At 47.1% G+C, this 19,978-nt stretch carries 19 protein-coding genes and 1 tRNA gene; 17 read left to right on the top strand and 3 right to left on the bottom strand.

Annotated features, from left to right (window positions below):
- The 8 genes from VST71_07430 to dinB all read left to right on the top strand — a co-directional run.
- A partial coding sequence (locus tag VST71_07430) for a hypothetical protein (protein ID MEC4685546.1) occupies positions 1 to 1,789 on the top strand: 1,789 nt, incomplete at its 5' end.
- A 97-nt stretch (positions 1,790 to 1,886) separates the two neighbouring features.
- Positions 1,887 to 2,171, top strand: coding sequence for an HU family DNA-binding protein (locus VST71_07425; GenBank protein MEC4685545.1), 285 nt, complete (start codon positions 1,887 to 1,889; stop codon positions 2,169 to 2,171).
- Between the two features lie 204 nt (positions 2,172 to 2,375).
- On the top strand, positions 2,376 to 2,660 hold the full coding sequence (locus VST71_07420) for an integration host factor subunit alpha (protein ID MEC4685544.1): 285 nt from the start codon (positions 2,376 to 2,378) through the stop codon (positions 2,658 to 2,660).
- Positions 2,653 to 3,030, top strand: coding sequence for a MerR family transcriptional regulator (locus tag VST71_07415; GenBank protein MEC4685543.1), 378 nt, complete (start codon positions 2,653 to 2,655; stop codon positions 3,028 to 3,030). Before VST71_07420 ends, VST71_07415 begins: the two co-directional genes overlap by 8 nt.
- Before the next feature lie 12 nt (positions 3,031 to 3,042).
- Positions 3,043 to 3,120, top strand: a tRNA-Pro gene (locus tag VST71_07410).
- A gap of 223 nt (positions 3,121 to 3,343) precedes the next feature.
- Positions 3,344 to 3,946 carry a transcriptional repressor LexA gene (lexA, locus tag VST71_07405; GenBank protein ID MEC4685542.1) on the top strand — a complete coding sequence of 201 codons (603 nt, stop codon included), beginning with the start codon at positions 3,344 to 3,346 and terminating at the stop codon, positions 3,944 to 3,946.
- On the top strand, positions 3,943 to 4,191 hold the full coding sequence (locus VST71_07400; GenBank protein MEC4685541.1) for a hypothetical protein: 249 nt from the start codon (positions 3,943 to 3,945) through the stop codon (positions 4,189 to 4,191). Before lexA ends, VST71_07400 begins: the two co-directional genes overlap by 4 nt.
- 52 nt (positions 4,192 to 4,243) lie before the next feature.
- On the top strand, positions 4,244 to 5,473 hold the full coding sequence (gene dinB / locus VST71_07395; protein MEC4685540.1) for a DNA polymerase IV: 1,230 nt from the start codon (positions 4,244 to 4,246) through the stop codon (positions 5,471 to 5,473).
- Positions 5,474 to 5,525: 52 nt separating this feature from the next.
- Here the strand turns inward: dinB and VST71_07390 are convergent, their stop codons facing one another.
- The 3 genes from VST71_07390 to mutL all read right to left on the bottom strand — a co-directional run bounded on the left by VST71_07390 (position 5,526) and on the right by mutL (position 10,165).
- Positions 5,526 to 7,388: an ABC-F family ATP-binding cassette domain-containing protein gene (locus tag VST71_07390; GenBank protein MEC4685539.1), complete on the bottom strand. Its 1,863-nt coding sequence runs from the start codon at positions 7,386 to 7,388 to the stop codon at positions 5,526 to 5,528.
- 140 nt (positions 7,389 to 7,528) lie between these two features.
- Positions 7,529 to 8,350, bottom strand: coding sequence for an inositol monophosphatase family protein (locus VST71_07385; GenBank protein ID MEC4685538.1), 822 nt, complete (start codon positions 8,348 to 8,350; stop codon positions 7,529 to 7,531).
- A gap of 84 nt (positions 8,351 to 8,434) precedes the next feature.
- Complete coding sequence (mutL, locus tag VST71_07380; GenBank protein MEC4685537.1) at positions 8,435 to 10,165, bottom strand: DNA mismatch repair endonuclease MutL; 1,731 nt, start codon at positions 10,163 to 10,165, stop codon at positions 8,435 to 8,437.
- A 371-nt stretch (positions 10,166 to 10,536) separates the two neighbouring features.
- Between mutL and VST71_07375 the strand changes: the two genes are divergently transcribed.
- The 9 genes from VST71_07375 to VST71_07335 all read left to right on the top strand — a co-directional run bounded on the left by VST71_07375 (position 10,537) and on the right by VST71_07335 (position 19,977).
- The gene (locus VST71_07375; GenBank protein MEC4685536.1) at positions 10,537 to 11,793 is read left to right on the top strand and encodes a glutamate-5-semialdehyde dehydrogenase; all 1,257 of its coding nucleotides are present in this window, start codon (positions 10,537 to 10,539) and stop codon (positions 11,791 to 11,793) included.
- 43 nt (positions 11,794 to 11,836) lie between these two features.
- Positions 11,837 to 13,312: a lysine--tRNA ligase gene (gene lysS / locus VST71_07370; GenBank protein MEC4685535.1), complete on the top strand. Its 1,476-nt coding sequence runs from the start codon at positions 11,837 to 11,839 to the stop codon at positions 13,310 to 13,312.
- Positions 13,313 to 13,328: 16 nt separating this feature from the next.
- Positions 13,329 to 14,558, top strand: a complete 1,230-nt coding sequence (locus tag VST71_07365) for a lipoprotein-releasing ABC transporter permease subunit (protein ID MEC4685534.1) — start codon at positions 13,329 to 13,331, stop codon at positions 14,556 to 14,558.
- A gap of 21 nt (positions 14,559 to 14,579) precedes the next feature.
- Complete coding sequence (locus VST71_07360) at positions 14,580 to 14,831, top strand: hypothetical protein (protein ID MEC4685533.1); 252 nt, start codon at positions 14,580 to 14,582, stop codon at positions 14,829 to 14,831.
- Position 14,832: 1 nt separating this feature from the next.
- The gene (locus VST71_07355; protein MEC4685532.1) at positions 14,833 to 15,507 is read left to right on the top strand and encodes an ABC transporter ATP-binding protein; all 675 of its coding nucleotides are present in this window, start codon (positions 14,833 to 14,835) and stop codon (positions 15,505 to 15,507) included.
- Positions 15,508 to 15,625: 118 nt separating this feature from the next.
- Positions 15,626 to 17,041 (top strand): methyltransferase domain-containing protein, encoded by a 1,416-nt coding sequence (locus tag VST71_07350; GenBank protein MEC4685531.1) that lies wholly within the window; start codon positions 15,626 to 15,628, stop codon positions 17,039 to 17,041.
- A 23-nt stretch (positions 17,042 to 17,064) separates the two neighbouring features.
- The gene (locus tag VST71_07345; GenBank protein MEC4685530.1) at positions 17,065 to 18,315 is read left to right on the top strand and encodes a beta-ketoacyl-[acyl-carrier-protein] synthase family protein; all 1,251 of its coding nucleotides are present in this window, start codon (positions 17,065 to 17,067) and stop codon (positions 18,313 to 18,315) included.
- Between the two features lie 24 nt (positions 18,316 to 18,339).
- The gene (locus VST71_07340; protein ID MEC4685529.1) at positions 18,340 to 18,765 is read left to right on the top strand and encodes a GxxExxY protein; all 426 of its coding nucleotides are present in this window, start codon (positions 18,340 to 18,342) and stop codon (positions 18,763 to 18,765) included.
- Complete coding sequence (locus VST71_07335) at positions 18,766 to 19,977, top strand: beta-ketoacyl-[acyl-carrier-protein] synthase family protein (GenBank protein MEC4685528.1); 1,212 nt, start codon at positions 18,766 to 18,768, stop codon at positions 19,975 to 19,977.
- Position 19,978: the final 1 nt, after the last annotated feature.

Here is a 19,978-nt window from a genome sequence, read left to right as displayed (position 1 = left end):
AAGTACAAGAACTATGTTGACTGCAAAGAAACCATATATTATAACCCGCGGGAAGGTAATCGTTGACTATTCGGGCCTTTACTGTGATACACCGGAGCAACTCCTGAGGAGTGAGCTGTTTGAAGAGACGGTTGACCGCTTTATAGAGAGAATAGCGGCCAGGGAGAGTTCAATCTTTGCATTCCTGAAGAACAATCTGCACGGGTTGAAAAGAAATGAGCTAACCGGGCACATTGTAAATCTCTTCAGACTGCTTTCCAGCCATACCGCAGAAGAGATTATCGCCATGAACAGCGAATTCGGCCCCATCCTTTCTGAAAAAGAATACCTGTATGAGTTTATCGAAGAGCTGTACAACTACTGGCGGAGGTTTGAAAGGTTTATCTATCTTGAGGCCCCCAAAAGGTCTATGTACTCTAAAAGCAGTATCCACCATACCCAGTTCATAAAATTAAATGAGGAGTTCAAGAACCTCGTTCTCTATGTTTACAGACGTATCAGCGAAAATCTGACAGGTAAGAACCCCCGGGTCTACAGGCAATTGCCGGCCGGGGCAAACATGGGGATGCTCCTTGAGAGGATAGACTGGAGTTGCCCCGAAACATATGCCACACTGAAGGACATACCCTTTATACGGCTTTCCCTTATAGAGCCTCCCCTGATACTCTACCCTGCAATGAATAAAAGAAGGGGCAGGTTTGAAGAAATACCGGCGTTAACAAAAGAAATGCTCCTGCTTAACCCGGAGGAGTGGTTCTGTTTTCCCGCAAAAGTCGGAGACCTGACTGCCTTTATATATTTTCATCGGGATTTTATATCCCTTGGCCTCACCATGAGCAATCTTTTTGAAATAGCGGATTATGAGGATATAGAGGGCAGGATGCCCGACCTGATGCTGGTCTTCGGCCTCTCAAATAACAACTTCACAGGAGACACGGTCTTTTATGAAGACAAGGGCAGTGGTACACTTATCGGCCTCATAAGGCATTCCGAAGAAGTAGACTATTTCGGCTACTTCAAGAAGATGACCCTCACGCTGCATAATATAGCAATGCTCAGGAGGGGCAGACTCCCTGTTCATGGGGCCATGGTCTACATAAAACTCAAGTCCGGCGGAACTGCAAATGTCGTAATAATCGGGGACAGCGGAGCAGGGAAATCGGAAACCCTTGAAGCCCTCCGCGTACTATCGGAAGAGCATATCTGCGAGATGCGAATAATTTTTGACGATATGGGGTCTCTGGGTCTTGACGGCAACGGAAGGGTAGTCGGATACGGCACAGAGATAGGCGCATTTGTAAGGCTTGACGATCTGCAGCCCGGATATGCATATGAGGAGATTGACAGGAGCGTCTTTATGAACCCTGACAAGACAAACGCAAGACTGGTAATGCCGATAACCCGATATCACCATATAGTAAAGGGCTACCCCGTGGATATTTTGCTATATGCTAACAATTATGAGCAGGTTGACGATGAACATCCGGCAATCGAATTCTTCTCCACCCCCGAAGAGGCGATCTCCGTCTTCAGAAGTGGAGCCCGCCTTGCAAAGGGCACTACAGATGAAAAAGGTCTTGTCCATACATATTTTGCCAATCCCTTTGGCGCTCCCCAGCGCAAAGAGGAACATGAAAAGTGTGCAGTCTCTTATTTTGAGCAAATGTTTAAATCCGGCACAATGGTCGGTCAGATCAGGACAAGACTCGGCATTGAGGGATTTGAGCAAATCGGACCAAGGTCTGCCTCCATAGAACTATTCAAGGTAATCAAGCGCCTCCCTTCTTAAAACAACGTCTGATTTGAATTTTTTCGGCAAATCCTGTAAAATTTTCAATATATGTAAAAGTTTCAATATATTAAAACTTTAATCGGGAGGTAGTTTTATGAACAAAGGCGAATTAATTGAAAAGGTTGCATCTGTCACAGAGTCATCAAAGGCTGTAGCTGCAAAAGCAGTAAGCGCTGTATTCGACACAATATCAAAGACCCTCAAGAAAGGCGAAAACGTCACTATTGTCGGGTTCGGCACCTTCAGCGTGGTTAAACAGAAGGCAAGAAAGGGAAGAAATCCGATAACAGGTGAGAGCATAAAGATAAAAGCCAGGAAGAGCCCCAAGTTTAAGGCCGGTAAAGGACTTAAAGAAATTATTGCCGGAAAGAAAAAATAATACATTAAAAAATGAGATTATCCGTTATCAGGATTATTTGAAGAAGGGGGGATCATCCCCCCTTTCCTGTGTCCCGGCAAGGACGTAATTGAACCCCGCCTCTTTCAGTTATAATAATCCCCTCCACTAAGCCACTATTTTTAAATAAAAAAACTTGACAATTATGAACCCAGGTAATATAATTAGCAGAGGAGTACTATTCTTATGACAAGGGCTGAACTGGCAAAAATAATCTTTGAAAAAGTTGGACTTCCCAAAAAGGAAGCCCAGGACATAATAGAAATAATCCTCGACACCATGAAGCAGACCCTTGCCGAAGGAGAGTCGGTAAAGATAACCGGGTTTGGCACGTTTAATGTCAGGAAAAAGACACCTCGGAGGGGCAGGAATCCCCAGACAGGTGAGGAGATGGAGATAAGCGCAAGGCGGGTTATCACTTTTAAACCGAGCAATATCCTTAAATCCACGATAGGTAAACAGAATGATTAAGCCCAGGGAAAGAAAGAGCGCGGGAACACAGAATATCCCTGAAAAGCTCTTTTATAAAATTGGAGAAGTCGGCAGGCTTACAGGCATAGAGCCTTATGTCCTGAGATACTGGGAGAGCGAGTTCCCCTTTCTAAGGCCGAGGAAGAGCAGTTCGGGCCAGAGACTGTATATAAAAAAAGATATTGAGAGCATCCTTGAGATAAAAAGATTACTTTATAAAGAGAGATATACGATAGAAGGAGTAAAAAAAAGGTTTTCAGAGCCCCACCTCCGGTTGGTCAAACCGGAAGGTGAAGACAGCAGAACCAGACTGGAAGAGACCATTTCAAGGATCAAGGCCCGTCTAAGAGAGATAATCAATCAGTTATAACCCCTCAAAATTCGGGGCGTAGCGCAGCCTGGTTAGCGCACTCGCTTGGGGTGTGAGAGGTCGGCCGTTCAAATCGGCTCGCCCCGACCATTCAAAAACCTGTTTAACCACATCTGTTGGTTATTGTCATGATTTCAAGAAGAATTTTAATTTAATATCTGCGTTATCTGCAAAAATCTGCGGCCAAATGCAGTCTTGTTTTCTGCTTTTCAAGCTCTGTGCTCTCTGTGTCTCTGTGGTTAATTCCCCTATCAGATTATCTCAAATCAGTATCACTCTTGACTTTCATACTATACATCTGTATAGTATAGCCATGAACTTAACCCCACAGCAAAAAAAGGTACTCGACTACATAAAGGAGCATATCCTCAATATAGGATACCCTCCCACTGTAAGGGAGGTGGCAGGGAAGTTTGGGTACAGGAGTCCCCTTTCAGCAAAACTCCACATCGATGCATTGGTGAAAAAGGGATTTTTAAAAAAGACTCCCTCCAGGTCCAGGGGGCTTGAGGTGGTGGGACTCAGCCCTTACAAGGCAGTGCAAATTCCTGTAGCAGGAAGAATCCGGGCTGGTACGCCGATATTCGCCACTGAGAATATAGAGGAATACATATCAGTGGACAGACGGATGTTCAGGACTGACGAGGGTTTTGGCCTCAGGGTGGTGGGTGAAAGCATGAAGGGGGCAGGTATCCTTGAAGGAGACATCGTCATTGTAAACCCGGAGGTTGAAGCAAGGAGGGGGGATATTGTTGTTGCCCTCATCGGGGATGATGCCACGGTAAAGAGATTTTATCCTGAGGGTAAAAAAATAAGGCTCCAGCCTGAAAATCCTGAAATGACCCCTATTATAGTCGCCGCAGAGGAAGTAAGGATTATAGGGAAGGTCACCGGACTCATAAGGAGGTTTTCATGACAACCATAGACGAACCCGTAACTGTTATTGCCTCTTTTGGCGGCGGCGAAAGAATAAGCCCTCTCAAGTTCAGATGGTCAGGGAGGGTAATCCCTGTAAAGGAAATAACCTACAGGTGGATCCGGCATGATGGCGGCAGAAGGCTATACTGCTTCTCCCTCACAGACGGCAGCACCCTTTACAACCTCTGTTTTGATCCCGAAGGGCTGAGCTGGATGCTTCAGGCGGTGGAGACAGAGCTGTAAAAAACACTCAGCCACGAATCTACACAAATGAATACGAACAGATTAAAGGACTATGAGGATAATACTGCTTGTAGATATGGATGCCTTCTTTGCCTCTGTTGAACAACAGAGCAACCCGGCCCTGAGAGGCAAACCAATAGGCGTAACAGGTGCCGGTCACAGGACCGTCATCACCACCTCATCATATGAGGCAAGGAAATTCGGGGTAAAGACAGGGATGAACATTTACGAGGCAAAGGCCCTATGCCCCCAACTCATACTGGTTATCGGGAATAACGACAAATATACTCACATATGTGCAACACTGGAAAAAGTCTATCTTAAATACACCCCCCTTGTTGAGATATACTCAATAGACGAGGCATTCCTGGATATAACAGACTCTCATCACCTCTTCGGGGGGCCCATTGAGACAGGCAGAAAGATAAAGGCTGAGATAAAGGAAAGATTCGGCATCAACTCCACCATCGGCATAGGTCCAAACAAGTTGATAGCCAAACTCGCCTCAGACATCTCCAAGCCCGACGGACTCAGATGGATCAAGGCTGAAGAGACAGGGAACCTGCTTAAAGACCTTCCGACAGAAAAACTCTGGGGTATAGGCAGAAAGACATCCGAAAAACTGAAGACCCTGGGCATAAGGACATGCGGAGAACTCGGAAGGGCCCCTGCAGGGCTGCTGAGGAGTCATTTCGGTATTATCGGTGAAAAGCTCAAGGCCTTGGGCATGGGAATGGATTCCACCCCTGTTTATGCTGATTCAGATAAAGACAGTGGCAACCACGAAGAGATAAAATCCATAGGCCACAGCATGACCCTGCCGCAGGACCTGTCAGTACGTGCAGAAATAACACCCAGGATACTGCAACTTTCCGAAAAGGTGGGCTCAAGGGCAAGGAGGCATGGATTTATGGGGAGGACCATTGGTCTGGTGATAAGGTACCGGAGCTTTGAAACCTTTACAAGGCAGCGCAGGATCAACTCCCCTACCAACGACACCCACAGGATATTCCACTCGGCCATGGATATATTAAACTCTGTAAGGCTGAGAGAGCCCGTGCGTCTGCTCGGGATAACCCTGTCCGGCCTTGAGCAGGTCAACAACCAGATGACAATATTTAATGAGCAGAACAGGAGGGCCGAACTGCTTGATGTAATGGACAGGTTAAACCGGAAATACGGCCCATCCACCCTTACCTGGGCAGCCTGCATCCACAACCCCCTCCATAAAGGGGTAATCTCCCCCGCATGGAGACCTTCGGGAGCACACAGAAGCCTGTAATTGAAACCTGACCAGAACAAGAAAAACTCTTACTGTTGCTCATGCAAAATCGCTATATTTCCACAGTATTGAGCTTCTCCTCAAACTCCCTTGTCCTGCTGTCAAGATCGCTATGCAGGGATTCCAGTGCAGAAAAGAGTGATTCAATCTCTGACTTTGAGTCATGGAGGGCCTTTGAGAGTCTCCTGATGGTTTCAGCGTCACCTGCAACAGAGGCATTTATAAGGTCACTGTTATCCTGCTCTGTCTTTTCTTCCAGCCTTACTATCTCACCTTCAATCTCGTTGATCTTCCGCTGCAGCGCTCCCAGGGTTCTCGACCTCTCATTAATCAATCCGGCCCGGATACGCCGCAGGTGTTTTCTGTTTCCGGATTGCCTTGCACGACCGGTCTCTGAAGTTGCCGGCCGGGGGGAAGGGTCTTCATTTTTCCACCCCACACGGTCCAGGAATTCCTTGTATGTACCTTCAAATATGGTCACCTTTCCGTCATCAAAGACAATAAGCCGTGTTGCCAGCGCATGGAGGATCATCTCACTGTGCGTAACAATGACTACAGCGCCCCTGAATTCATCGATCGCCTCAAGGAGTGAATCGGTAGACTCCATATCAAGGTGGTTGGTGGGCTCATCCAGCAGCAGCATATTGGCAGGGGTAACAAGCAGTTTACCGAGCAGGACCCGGCTCTTTTCACCACCGGAAAGAACACCCAGCTTTTTCAGGGCCTGGTCCCCGGGAAACATCATGGCCCCGCATATACTGCGGGCTGCGCCCCTGTGATGCTCGGGGTGCACGTCCATTATCTCTTCTTCCACGGTTTTCCGGAGGTTCAAACGGTTTATATTTGTCTGGCCGAAATATGCTAATTTCAGGTCACGGGGACAGTGAATAGCTCCGCCCACAGGTGACAATTCCCCGGCAAGCAGATTGAGAAGCGTTGTCTTGCCCTTGCCGTTTTTACCTATAATGGCTATGCGATCCTTTTTCCCGACATAAAAGCTTAAACCCTCTATCAGCAGCGGCCCGTCAGGCTCAAATCCGAAAGAGAGGTCTTCTACCTCCATCAGTTGCCTGCCTGTAAAAGGCGCTGAATTAAATGTGAAGGCAAGTTTTTTTATCTCGGACAGCTCTTCAAGCTGTTCTTTTTTCTGAAGGGCCTTTACCCTTGACTGAACAGCCCTGGCCTTGGTTGCCTTTGCCCTGAAGCGGTTTATGAACTGCTCGGTCTCCTTACGCTTTTTCTCGTCGTTTGTCCTCGTCTTTTCGTAAACCTCTTCTTCCAGCAGTAACTGCTGATATAATTTTTCAGTGGAACCGGAAACCTTTCGGATCCTGCAGCGGTGTATGGCCATGGTATGCGTGGTAACGCTGTCCATGAAGTTGCGGTCATGGGTGATTATGATAAGCTCTTTTTGCCAGCCCCTCAGAAACCGGGCAAGCCAGCGCATGGAGACAATATCAAGGTAATTCGTTGGCTCATCAAGGAGGAGGATGTTCGGATCAGAGACCAGGACCTTTGCAAGGTTAAGCCGCACCTGGTATCCTCCGGACAGAGCCATTGGATGGAGTTCCAGATCATCACTGAGAAACCCGAGACCCGCAAGCACGGTTTCAGCCTTGTAAGTCTCGTCAATACCGTCCTCCTGGTCAGGGAGGCTCAGGCATGCCTCTTTCAGCACCGTATCTTCTTCAAAACGGATGTGCTGGGAGAGATGGCCTATGCTGTAACCGGCGGGAATATTGATGGTTCCCGAATCAGGATGCTCCTGCTCAAGTATCATCCTCAGAAGCGTGGTCTTGCCATGGCCGTTTCTTCCGACAAATCCCACACGCTCACTGGGATTGATCGTAAAAGAGACATTGTCAAAGACAACCTGCTGTCCGTACGATTTATCCAAGCCGTTAACCTGGATCATAAGTTAAGCCGTTCCAACAGTTTCAACTCCTGTTATTATCAGATTTCCCGAACTTGATTCGGGATTCAGAATGACAAACCACAAAACATCATCCGGAATAACACCCCTACACTGCTGTCATGCTGAACTTGATTCAGCATCTATCCGTTCCTGTCTTTTTGAGATTTTGAAAGTGTCTCTAATGCCTTTTCATGGAGCATCTCATTACCCGAGACGAGCAAGGGGGTAGATTTCTTTATTGAAAGCTCAACACCGTCAATATCCTCACCCCTTGTATCAGTTATTATGCCGCCTGCCTCTCTCACAAGGAGCAGCCCTCCTGCAAAATCAAAGCTCCTTGAAGGCGAGGGGTTTGCATAAATACTTACAGCACCTGATGAAACAAAGGCAAGGTCAAGGGCGGTAGAACCGAAACACCGGGTCCTGTTTGAAAGGGAGAGAAGCGGCAGGATCTTCGGGATGTCCCTACCCGGATTCTGCGTTTCATAAATAACCACCCTGACTTTATCATCTGTCTGGGCCCTTAGCCTCTGCCCGTTCCAGTAAGCCCCCCTCCCCTTCTCAGCCCAGAATTCATCACCACTGAGAAGATTAATGATATAGGAAAGGTATATTTCCTTCACTGTCTCCCCTGCTGCAACAGCTATAGAGGTGCAGAACATGGGAAGACCCGAGACGGCATTCTTGCTGCCGTCAATAGGGTCTATCAGGACCCTGTCACCACCTCCGTCAATATCCAGCATGCCCATCTCTTCAGAAACTATAGTCAACGGTCTCCTGAGCTCTTTCAGGGCTGAGACCACCGTATCCTCAGCCACCCTGTCAATCTGAAAGGTCTTATCCCCTGAAGCCCCCACCTCAAGGGGCTCCCTGACAGTGGCTGAAAACCTCAGCTGGGGGATAACAGCCCTGAGCCTTGCCCCAATCTCCCTCAAGTATTCTATTCCTAATATCTCTGTCATGAATTATAATCCCTGCAATACAGAACAAATAACATACAGCATTTTATTTTACATAAATAGTCTCTTTAGAAACCACAAGGTCTGTTAACCTGTCCTCTTAAACATTCTCTTTAAGTCCTCAAGGCTCATGTGAATCCTTGTCGGCCTCCCATGGGGGCAGTGCTCAGGGTCCTCTGCCTCGGAAAGGTCATCAAGGAGCCGGGCAATCTCATCGTGGCTCAACATAACAGCACCCCTGACAGAGCTGTGGCATGCAATCCGCTTTGCAATCCTGTCCCTTATATCCTCAATCGGGGAGCTGGCAGTGGATTCAATCAGGCAGAAAGCAACGTCAGACAGGATTCCTGCCATATCAGCATCAAACAGAAATTGGGGGACTGCCCTTACCATAAGCGTATTATGCCCGAAGTCCTCCGCCTCTATCCCCATCTCTTTTATCTCGTCAAGACGGTGGAGGAGCACCTTGTATTCCCTTGCCGGCAGCCTCACCTGCTTTGGGAATAGCATGTATGTCACATCAAGGCCAATACCCTTGCGCAGCCGCTCATAAAGTATCCTCTCATGGGCGGCGTGGTGGTCAAGGAGCGTTATACCCCGGCCATCGGTATAGGCTACAAATACATCACCCAAATAGATATAACGGAAATTATTACCGTATTTTATCAGTGATTCAGCAACAAGGGGGGCATCAGGAGTTGCGGGTTGCGGGTTGCGGATTGCGGGTTGCAGCACTGGAGTTGCGGGTTGCGACACGGAAGTTACGGGTTGCGGGTTGCGGGTTGCGGGTTGCAAACCATCAGGTGCATCGTCGGTCTCAACCCCGTAATCTGCATCCTCCTCACCGGAACCTGTCAAAGCTTCCCTGACAACATTGTAAACCGTCCTGTACACTGCCTCCCTGTCACTGAAACGGACCTCCCTCTTTGCAGGATGGACATTAAAATCCACCTCAGAGGGCACTATGTCAAGGTAGAGAAAGAAGATTGGGTGCCTGTCCCTGGGAAGAAACGTATCATAGGCACTGTAGACGGCATGCCTTAAAGCGGCATCCCTGATTGGTCTGTGGTTCACAAAGATATACTGGTTGGCCCTTGATGAACGGAAGTTTCCCTCCACTGATATCAGGGCTCTGGAGTTACTTTCCTTTACCTCCCTGAGCCCCCTCAAAAACTCCTCACCATATATCTGGAGCACCCTCTCTCTTATACCGCTGGCCACAGGAAGCATGAGGGTCTCCGCCCTGTCTATCGTAAGGAAGAATGCCACATCAGGGTGTGACAGTCCCGCCACGGTAACTGTCTCCACGATATGGTATACCTCTGTTCTCTGGCTCTTGAGGAACTTCTTCCTTGCCGGCGTGTTAAAAAAGAGGTCATTGACCTCAATGGTTGTACCGCTGTGGGCAACATCTTTGACCTCTTTCAGTTCCCCTCCGTGAATCTCCTGAGAGACCCCGAGGGTTGAGCCCGAAGGGGCGGTCAATATCTTCAGCCTTGAGACAGAGGCAATGGATGAGAGGGCCTCACCCCGGAAACCGAGGGTCCTGATATCAAACAGGTCTTCCTCTGTGCTTATCTTGCTTGTGGCATGGGGATAAAAACAGATTAGGGCATCCTCCCGCTCCATACCCCTGCCGTTGTCGGAGATACGGATAAGACGCCTGCCGCCATTGAGTATGTCAACCACGACCTCCGTGGCTCCTGCATCAATGGAGTTCTCGATCAACTCCTTTACCACTGAGGCGGGTCTCTCAATAACCTCCCCTGCTGCTATACGGTTCTGTAATTCCTCCGGAAGTACCCTTATCTCAGGCATGGTTAATTTTAACCTTATTGGAGGCTTTACCTCAATGCAGAATAAGAAATCCAGAGAAATCCAAACATAGCGATAGAGAGAGGGAAAGGGAAACGGATACAGAGTTTTCACTCATTCTCGACAGACATCCTGTCTGTCTCCGAGGGAATTATCACGTCACACCATCCGGGTGAGACAAAAGTGATAATTAAATCCGTTCAAACTCTGTATCCGTCTCCCTTTCTGAAAGTTGAGATGTTTTCTCCCGGCAATACTGGAAGAAAAGACCCGGTTAATGTTTTCGAGTAAGTTCTGGTATAATTAATCTCTATATAAGGACTACATGCTTTAAAAACCTTCAAAACAGGAGAGAGACGGAGGTACAGAAAAAAATGGATATACACGATTTCGTTCTTCAAAAGGCCCTTGAGGCAAGAGAAGGTGCAAGGGCACTGCTCAAGGCCACTGCAGCACAGAAAAACAGTGCGCTGCTGAAGATGGCTGAGGCCATTGTCAAAAACAGTGACATTCTCAAAAAAGAAAACAGCAAGGACATAGATTTTGCAAGGGATAAGGGGTTGAGTTCAGCACTGATCGACAGGCTGACCCTGACAGATAAGAGGATCACTGAAATGGCAGAGGGACTCAGGGATGTGGCTGCCCTGCCTGACCCTGTCGGCGAGGTCACAAAAATGTGGCAGAGACCAAACGGGATGACGGTCGGAAAGATGAGGGTCCCCATCGGCGTTATCGGCATAATCTATGAATCAAGACCCAACGTCACAGCAGATGCCACAGGCCTCTGCCTGAAAGCCGGAAATGCCGTGCTGCTCAGGGGCGGCTCAGAGGCAATCAATGCAAACCTGGCAATTGTTAATATTCTCAGGGAGGTTGCCTCCTCAGAGGGCATACATGAAGGTGCAATCACCTTTATTGACACACCTGACAGAGAAGCCGTAATGGAGATGCTCAAATTAGAGGGTATCGTTGACCTCATCATCCCCAGGGGAGGCGAAGGTCTCATCCGCACTGTTACGGAGAACTCCAGGATCCCTGTCCTGAAACACTACAAGGGGATCTGCCACGTCTTTGTCGACAGGGATGCTGACCTCAGGATGGCTGAGGATATATGCTTTAATTCAAAGGTACAGAGGCCCGGCACCTGCAATGCCATGGAGACCATGCTTGTGGATGAGGCAGCTGCAGGAGAGTTCCTCCCCGCAATCCTCACCAGGTTCAGGGATGCAGGCGTAAAGATAAAGGGTTGCGCAAGGACTGCCCGGATATTCCCGGGAATAGAGGAGGCAACAGAGGAGGACTTTCACAGGGAATACCTTGAATTAATCGTGAATGTCAGGGTCGTAAAGGATATGGATGAGGCGATGGAGCACATAGCAAAATACAGCTCTGCCCATACGGATACAATTGTGACGGAAAACTACCACAGGGCCATGCGATTCCTTCGCGAAGTGGACTCCTCGGCAGTAATGATAAATGCCTCCACAAGGCTGAACGACGGTGGCCAGTTCGGTCTTGGAGCAGAGATCGGTATCTCCACTGACAAGATCCATGCACGCGGCCCCATGGGACTTGAAGAGCTCACGTGCACCAAGTTTATAGTCCTTGGCAGTGGACAGTTGCGGACATAGCCACAGAATTCAAATACAAGATTCAGGATTGACGGAGGATGGATTGGAAGAGGTAAATGAACTGATAGAGCAGCGCATAAGGAAACTGAATGAACTCAAAGAGATGGGGATAGATCCATATGGGCAGCCCTACGATGTCACCCATCAGGCCGGAGAACTCCAGAACCAGCATGGAGAGACCCCAAAGGAAGACCTCGAAAAAACCCCCGTGGAGACCTCAGTGGCTGGAAGGATTATTGCCTGGAGGAACTTTGGCAAGGCAGCCTTCTCCCACATACAGGATGAGACAGGGCGCATACAGCTCTATTTCCGTAAAGACATCCTTGGAGAGAGATACAAGATCGTAAAAAAACTCGATATCGGTGACATCATAGGAATAAGTGGCAGGCTCTTCAGGACAAAGACAAACGAGCTCACCATCCTGGTTGATGGCTTTACCCTGCTGACAAAATCCCTCAGACCCCTGCCCGAAAAATGGCATGGTCTGAAGGATATAGAGTTGAGATACCGTCAAAGATACGTTGACCTTATTGTAAATCCACAGGTAAGGGAGACATTCGCACGAAGAAGCGCCATCATCAAGTTTATCCGGGACTTTCTTGAAAAAGAGGGTTTTATCGAGGTGGAGACCCCCATGATGCACCAGATACCCGGGGGTGCAGTTGCAAAACCATTCAGAACACACCACAATGCCCTTGGCATAGACCTCTACTTGAGAATTGCACCTGAGCTCTACCTCAAAAGACTCCTTGTCGGGGGGTATGAGCGGGTGTACGAGTTGAATAAAAACTTCCGCAATGAGGGCATGTCCACAAAACACAACCCTGAATTCAGCATGCTTGAGTTCTATATCGCATATAAAGACTACAACTTCCTGATGGATTTCACGGAAAAACTCTTCACCGAACTGTTGATGGAAATACACGGCACCCTCAGGATCCCCTACGGTGAGTTAACACTCGACTTTACCCCTCCGTGGCCGAGGCTCCCCATGTACGAGGCCATGATGAAACATGGTGTGCCTGAGGAAGCACTCACTGATTATGAAAAGGCCAGGGACTGGGCAAAGGCTGAAGGAATAGATGTTAAGGATGTCCATACACTTGGAAAGCTCCTTGACGAGATATTCAAGGAGAAGGTAGAGCCGCACCTGATCCAGCCAACGTTTATTACCGACTATCCCCTTGAACTCTCCCCGCTTGCCAGGAGAAAAAAGGATTCGCCGGAACTCGTGGAAAGGTTTGAGCTCTTCATAGCCTCAAGAGAGATCGCCAATGCCTTTACAGAGCTGAATGACCCCATGGACCAGCGCGACAGATTCCTCCGCCAGGTGGAGGCAAAGGAAAAGGGGGACGAAGAGGCCCACTGGATGGACGACGACTTCATCAGGGCACTCGAGTATGGTATGCCTCCGGCTGCAGGTGAGGGCATCGGAATTGACAGACTTGTTATGCTTATGACCAACTCGCACTCCATACGCGACGTTATCCTGTTCCCTCAGATGAAGCCTGAGAAATAAACAAAATAAGGAGCATATGAAACTATCTTATCCGATATTCATAGCACTCAGGTATCTTAAATCAAAAAAGAAACACAAAGGCATATCATTCAACACGGTTATAACCACAGGCGGGGTTGCAGTGGGAGTTATGGCCCTCCTTGTTGTCCTGTCCGTAATGAGCGGCTTTCATGAAGACCTGAGAAAAAAGATACTCGGAGTAAATGCCCATGTTGTCGTACTCAACTACACCGGCGGCATAGAGAACCATGAAGGGGTAATTAAAGAATTAAAGACCATTCCCCGTGTAACCGGGGCATCACCATTTGTCCTTGGTCAGATAATGGTATCAAAAGGCAAGCGGGCACACGGGGTGTATCTGAGGGGCATAGACCCTGCATATGAAGACCAGACAACATCCCTGAGAGAGCACATGAAGGAAGGAACTCTTGACAACCTCACTGAGGACGCAACACTTCCGGGCATCATACTGGGAAGCGAACTTTCAAATATCCTTGGCGCTTACGTGGGCGATGAGATTAACGTGATATCCCCTATTCAGGAGTTAGGACCGATGGGGATGCTCCCGAGGGTAAGAAAGTTCAGGGTTGTGGGGCTTTTTGAGGTGGGCATGTATGAGTATGATACAAATCTTGCCCTTACATCCCTCAAGGCTGCACAGGAGTTTTTCCGCACTGGGGACGCTGTAACGGGGATTGAGCTGAGGATTGACGACATATACAGTGCCCCGGAGGTGAGAGAGAGGGTGCAGGAGATTCTTGGCCCCACGTTTTACGCAAGGGACTGGATGCAGATGAACAAAAACCTTTTCTCGGCACTGAAACTCGAAAAATTCACAATGTTTGTTATACTAACACTAATAATACTCGTTGCATCATTTAATATTATCAGCACCCTCATAATGAACGTCATTGAGAAAGAGAGGGAGATAGCTATACTTAAGGCTATGGGTGCCACAAACCGTGCAATAATGGCCATATTCATCTTTCAGGGACTGATGATAGGGCTTGCAGGTACGACCATTGGTGTTACAGGCGGGTATCTTCTTGGCTATCTGTTAAATACATATGAAATAATAAAACTTCCTCCGGATGTTTATTATCTCAGCTCTATTCCTGTAAAGATGAACCTGACTGACTTTGTTGCTGTATCGCTCTCAGCCATCTGTATAAGCTTTCTTGCTACCATTTACCCCGCCTACCAGGCAGCAAGGCTCAACCCTGTTGAGCCTTTGAGGTATGAATGATGAAAACACCAGGACAGAAAGATGTTTAAACTTATCAGACGGATGATATGTCTCGCTATCATTGCGGTAGTGGCGTTTGTGATAATTGCCATCCTTAAAGGTGGTGAGCCCTTCAGATGGTTCGGACAGAAATCGGAAGAGGCAGGGCAACTTATACAGGAAAAAAGCGATGAGCTTGCGGAGAAGGCCGACAACCTCCAAAGCACAAAGAAAAAAATTAAGGAACAGACAAAAAAAGCAAGGAAGATCAAAAAGGAGATAACAGACAGATAGAATGCCCCTTATCAAAACCCGCGGTCTGAAAAAATTGTTTTATACACCTGCAGGAGACATTGAGGTTCTCAGAGGAATTGATCTTGAGATAGCAGCGGGTGAAATGGCTGCAATCGTGGGAGCATCCGGTGTGGGCAAAAGCACGCTCCTTCACATCCTCGGCACCCTTGACAAGCCTACCGAAGGAGAGGTCCTGTACGGCAGTGACGATGTTTTCTCATTTGACGATATTACCCTCGCATCGTTCAGGAATCACAGAATTGGATTCGTCTTCCAGTTTCACCATCTCCTGCCTGAATTTAGCGCCCTTGAAAATGTGATGATGCCGGGGATTATCAATGGATTGAACCAATCCAAGATAAAAGAGAGGGCAACATCAATACTGACAGAACTCGGCCTTCATGGTCGTATCTCACACCGGCCCGGTGAACTCTCGGGAGGTGAGCAGCAGCGCGTTGCAGTGGCACGGGCCCTGATTATGGAACCAGCTGTTGTCCTTGCCGATGAACCAACAGGCAATCTCGACACAAAAACAGGTGATGACCTGTTCAATCTCCTCACTGAAGTCAACTCCTCAAAGGGAACAACCTTTGTCATAGTCACACACAATGATATGCTTGCCCGGAAATGCACACGGATAATCAGGATGGTTGACGGAAGAATAGTCAGCTTATAATTTTGGCATTTTATCGGCCTGGAGATTCAAGGGATTAGACAAGCTATTAATTTTTCTAATTTTTCATATATAATTATATGCAAGTATTGGCATTAAATCCAATTTGAAGGAGGAGACTATGCTACGTTTTGACGTAAGGTGTAATGCCAGGATTCCAGCCACGATTTTATCAGATTACAGTTCAGGGAATGTGCATCAAGAAACTGAAATTAAAAATCTCGGACTCAATGGCGCCTTCCTCAATTCATTATCACACTTAACAGAAAATGAACTAATCAGATTAAAGGCCCATCTGCCAAACATTGGTGATTGTGAAATTAACGGCATGATACTCAGAAAAGATGAAGATGGAATTGCTGTGAGATTTATAAACCTCGATAAATCTTCCAGATTGACACTGTGGCAGTATATCAAAGACAACCTCTCCTCTGAAAAAACATGCCCCTATTGTAGCAGCCGCAACCTTAACAAAACTGAAAGTTGCTGGAATTGCGGACGGAACATCAACTTTGGAAGTGAAAAATTTCTTGATATCCATGAAAGGGAGATTCAGCAGCGGTGGATAGACTATATCGAAGAGGCCACAGAGGAATTGATAGAAAGGTTCCATGCCCTCGAAGAAACAGTACATTCTCAGGCAGATGACAATGATGATGTCCTTGAAATACTCGAACAGATTTCAGATGACTTCCTTCTCAAGGCAGAGCGGTTTGAAGATGGGATTAATGATATATCAGTCATCAAACATCACAGGGCTCAATTCCATCAAAAGACAAATCATATATTCTCAAAAAGTTACATTTATAACCGTGCAAGGACATGGCCACAAGGCCATCATGGTGATTATAAAACACTTGAAACCGCATACAGAAACATACCCCTGTCTGATGGCATAGGACACTATCTTGACCTTGCATCCCTCAGGTCAACACTTGCCGTTGCTGTCAGAAACAGGATAAGAAAATTACAGGGCATCCTTAAAGATGAGTTAATGAACAGAACCGGACCCTCTGTTCTAAATATTGCCTGTGGATCCTGCAGGGAGCTCGTTGAAATAGCCCCTGAGATTCTCAAATCAAAGGCACATATCCTCTGTGTGGACAACGATGAGGATGCACTCTCCTTCTCTTACAGCCGTCTTTATCACACTGGCGCCCTGCCCCATATAGAATTCAGAAAGCACAACGCCCTGAGGATGTTCGACTACGAGCTAACCCTGCAAGACTTCGGGACCAGGGACATCATTTACAGTGCCGGTTTTTTTGACTATCTGCCCAATGACTTCCTCGTAAAACTGTTTAAAACCCTTTATAAACTTCTGAACCCCGGGGGCAAGTTGATTGCTCCATTCAAGGATGTACGCCGTTACAGACCGCAGGACTATCACTGGCTAACCGACTGGGACGGGTTCCTCCAGCGCAAGGAAGAAGATTTCAGGGAGATATTCGAACAGGCCGGGATACCTGAGAGTGCAATAACAGAATCACGGGAAGAAGCAGGTGTTATAATCTTTTATGTCATTGAAGCGCTCTGATTGGTAAAAACAAAAAGCTCTACATGAAAAGTCTGACAACTAATAATACAGAAAGAGATATAGTTATCACAGGCATAGGGGTTGTATCACCAATCGGCATTGGCAAAGATTTTTACTGGGATGGTTTGAGACAGGGCAAGTCTGGATTTAAGGAGATAAGCCTGTTTGATACCTCAGGGGTCAATGTACATGTAGCTGGAGAGGTGATCGATTTTGAGCCGGAAGTTTATATCGGCAAAAAGGATCTACGAATCCTTGACCGGAGCACCAAACTCTTAACCTCAGCAGCCCGCCTCGCCATAGATGATGCCGGGCTGGATATCAATGAAATAAGCACCCGCTCTATCGGCGTTTCGGTAGGAACTACCTTTGGGAGTTTGCATAGTATCTCCCAGTTTGACCGCACGGGTCTTATTGAGGGGCCTCGATATGTCAACCCTTCACTATTTCCAAACACCGTGATAAACTCCCCGGCAAGCCAGGTATCTATCCGCTTCAAAATAAAGGGGTTTAACACGACCATCTCAACAGGCTTCTGTGCCTCTCTTGACGCCCTGACCTATGCTGCTGATTTTATCAGGTTAAAGAGGGCTGAAGCAGTCCTTGCCGGGGGAGTGGAAGAGCTGTGTGAGGAGACATATATGGGCTTTTACAAACTTGGGTTTCTCTCCGGCTCAGACGGGAGAGATCCTGTCTGTTGTCCATTTGATGCAGGAAGATGCGGCACAATCCTTTCAGAAGGGGCTGCGCTTTTAGTCCTGGAGTCTAAAGAGCACGCCCTTAGAAGAGGGGCTGTCATTCTTGCAAAGGTATCAGGCTATGGAAACTCCTTTACCTCTGAAAACGACAAAAGGTTCAGCTCCGACAATGGGCTTGCAACCGCTATTAAACTTGCCATCCGTGAAGCCTCCCTGGATATTGCTGACATTGATTATATATCCGCAAGTGCTAACTCTACAAGAGAGCTTGACGAAATGGATACAACCGCAATCAAGAAAGTTTTTGGAGAAAGGGCCTACAACATTCCTGTAAGTGCAATAAAGTCAATGATAGGTGAGACATTTTCAGCCTCGGGCGCCCTGTCGTTATCTGCAGTAGTCGGTGCTATTCACAAGGGATTCCTGCCACCCACAATAAATTACTCAGAAAAAGATCCTCTATGTGACCTTGATTATGTACCTAATGAGGCAAGGGAGAAGAACATCAATACAGCGCTTGTAATATCATCTGATCCATATGGCAATAATACAGCGGTCGTGCTTGAAAAACCGTAAATATTTAGCCGCAGATTTACGCAGATGAACGCTGATGTATTTAAACATAAAGAGATCACAGATATAATTCTTGGGAGTTTTTATGAAGTTTATAATGAACTCGGTGATGGATTTCTTGAATCCATCTATGAAAATGCCATGTATATTGTGTTGACCGGATATGGCCTGAAAGTAGAGAATCAGAAAAGTATCCCGGTATTTTTCAGAGGAGATGTCATCGGAGGGTTTAAGGCGGATTTAATTATAAACGAAAAAGTAATAGTTGAACTAAAAGCAACACGCACTATTGACCCTGCACATGAAGCCCAAATAATCAATTACTTGAAAGCAACAAATATTGAGGTTGGATTGTTAGTGAATTTTGCAAGAAAACCAGAAGTTAGAAGGTTTGCATTTGATAATAAGAGGAAAAATATCTGCGCCAATCTGCGTAAATCTGCGGCTAAATAAATGAAAAACAGAGTAGTCATAACAGGCATCGGCGTTATATCCTCCATTGGAATCGGGAAAGATGCGTTCTGGGACAGCCTCCTGAAAGGTAAATCGGGAATAAGTCCTGTGTCATCCTTTGATACCTCCAAACACTTTACACATATGGGTGGGGAAGTCAAACAATTTAACCCCGAAGACTTTATTTCAGCGGAACGGTTGAAGGTCATGAATCGTGCCACACAAATGGCACTGGCTGCAACAAAGCTTGCTTTAGAAGACGCAGCTTTGACGTCCGAGAAATTAGCCAGCTTCAGGGTTGGTGTTTCTCATGGCACAACATTGGGGACTATTACGACCATTGAGAAGATTAACAACCACATCCTTGCTAATGAGGAAATAGGCAACGAATTATTCTACCAAATGCCAACACATGCAGCACCATCAATGATATCAAAAGAATTCAGATTCAACGGCCCCAATTTTATGTTCTCTACAGCATGTGCTGCCGGCAATTATGCCATTGCTTATGGTTATGATCAGGTCAAACTTAACAGAGCCGACATCGTGTTTGCAGGGGCATCTGATCCAATGTCCAGGATTGAATACACGGGCTTTAACCAGTTCAAGGCAGTCGCTCCTGAAAGGTGTCAGCCATTCGATAAAAACAGGAAAGGCATGATGCTGGCAGAAGGTGCAGGAATCCTTGTATTGGAAACCCTGGAGAATGCCTTAAAAAGAAATGCCCGGATTTATGCCGAAATATTAGGATACGGCCTCAGTTGCGACGCCAGCCACATGACAACCCCATCAATAGAGGGCATTGCGGAATGCATGAAAAAGGCCTTGCTGGAAACAGGGATTACAGTTGAAGATGTGGACTATATAAGCGCCCATGGAACAGGCACACTGGCAAATGACAAGAATGAGAGCGCAGCAATTAAAGAAGTCTTCGGCCCTCTCTATAAGAAAATTCCTGTAAGCTCCATTAAGTCCATGTTGGGCCACACAATGGGAGCAGCCTCTGCACTTGAGGCCATCACGTGTGCCTTAGCTGTAAAAAACGACCTGATACCGCCTACTATCAATTTTGAAACACTTGACCCTGAATGTGATATTGACTGCGTACCGAATCAGGCAAGGAAGCAGACTGTTAATATAGCCTTGAATAATTCCTATGCCTTTGGAGGCAATAACGCCTCCCTGGTTTTGAAGAAACTTAGCAATGTTTAGC

This window comes from Nitrospirota bacterium, assembly GCA_035873375.1.
Taxonomy (GTDB): domain Bacteria; phylum Nitrospirota; class Thermodesulfovibrionia; order Thermodesulfovibrionales; family JdFR-85; genus BMS3Bbin07.
Note: the sequence above shows the minus strand (reverse complement) of the source record. Positions and strands in the feature narration are given on the sequence as shown.